The sequence below is a fragment of the Pseudoalteromonas sp. NZS100_1 genome, assembly GCF_015864285.1.
Taxonomy (GTDB): domain Bacteria; phylum Pseudomonadota; class Gammaproteobacteria; order Enterobacterales; family Alteromonadaceae; genus Pseudoalteromonas; species Pseudoalteromonas arctica.
In genome coordinates, this window is the sequence record NZ_JADYXN010000076.1 from 1 (window position 1) to 1,688 (window position 1,688).

1 protein-coding gene is annotated in these 1,688 nt (G+C 39.4%); it reads left to right on the forward strand.

Annotation, left to right across the window (positions count from 1 at the left end):
* A partial coding sequence (locus I6F66_RS20545; protein ID WP_197209664.1) for a protein rep occupies window positions 1–518 on the forward strand: 518 nt, incomplete at its 5' end.
* Window positions 519–1,688 lie beyond the last annotated feature (1,170 nt).

The window sequence follows — 1,688 nt, forward strand, 5'->3', positions numbered from 1 at the left end:
AGGCCCTAGAGATTACCCATAACAAAAAGACCAACACTTACCACCCACATTTTCATGTCTTACTTGCCGTTCCTGCCGAATATTTCAAAGGTAAGAATTATATAAATCAATTCCGCTGGCTTGAGCTTTGGCAAATGGCCATGAAGAATGATTACATCACACAGGTTGATGTTAGGCGTGTTAAACCTAACCCTAAGCGCTCAGGCTCTACTATTGAAGCCGCAGCTGCTGAAGTTGGAAAATATGCTACAAAGCCCTCAGATTACATTAAGAAGGTATCTAAAGACCGTTATGTTGCCGATCCTAAGGTTGTTGGTGAGCTTTCAGAAATACTCAAGTTTAAACGATTGATAGCTTTCGGTGGTCGTATGAAAGAGCATTATCAAAAGCTAAGTTTTTCCGATGTGGATTCTGAGAATGTAGACCTTATCAACGTATCCGGTGAAAGTGATCAGGTTGATGCAGTGGTTCTCCAGATGTACAAATGGAACATTGGTCTTAAACAATATATTTCATGATTACATGAATACATGTAAAAACAAATCCCGCTCACCAGAACGAGCAGCCTCAGAGTCCACATACTTTAATAGTGGACTCTAGTCCCAAATTGAAACAAATTCTTATTTATTGCCACCGCAAAACAGGCAGAGAGAAGGGCGAGCACCGAGCCCCTCACTGCCTGTGCGGGGCTTTTTGTAAGGCTTGTCTTACGTAAGGCCACACTCAGAAGTAATATAAAAACCTGTAGTTAATTGGCCGAAGCCATAAAGCAACCCCACTTGGAAAAACCAACCCCGCGCAGCAATGCGCCCCCGATAAACTTTTCTTTGCTGATAATTCCACTTATCTGTAGTTATTTCCTTAAGTGCCCCCTATGTGATAGGTGGTAGCGCCCCTATAGGGAGTGTGGCGTTTTAATCCCTTAAAACCTTGTAGTAAATAAACCTACCTAATAGAAGAATAGTTCTACCCTACTAGGCGCTACGCGCCTTTGTTAAGGCTGATAAATTGCACTGTATGGGCTTAATTGCTTAGGCGTTGTCGTGCCTGAAAAAAACTAAAAGAGAAAAGCTGTAAATACTAATTTGCTAAACCGCAATTTTTTATACCGCTAAATAGGAATGGTGATCAGCATATTGATGCTGGTTTTTTAAAATATTAATTAGGAGGACTGGTATGTTCGAATTAAAAATAAAGATGGCGGATAAATTTGAGTTTTGTATAACTCTTGAATTATCGAAGTTTGTAGTTTTGGTTCAAGTGTTAAATTTGTTTTTTAACTAAGTAACTTTTAGGAGAGCTAAAAATAGGTTTTGATAATGATTATTATCGTAACCTATTTTTACTTGCTGATAATCCCACATAAATTTGACTATTTTGAAGGGTGTTTTGGTCTGTTTTGCGGAGCAAAATCCTTTACTTGATACTATAGAAACAACGCGCAGACAGAATGCACACATAAAACACCTTTCAAAGCATTGCTATTAAAGGGTTTTTGCATTAAATTTATGACTCTACCCGACAGGGTAGGTTAAACCGAATTTGAGGTTTTATTTTTAAAGACGCCATTTAAAATTCAGGCTCTAGGAAGGACAAAGGGGAGTGCTCGAACACATCCCCTTCAGTTGGTTCTCCAGATTGCCACCGACCAAGGCGCAAACCGAAAAACCTCATCTTCTCAACTCTGT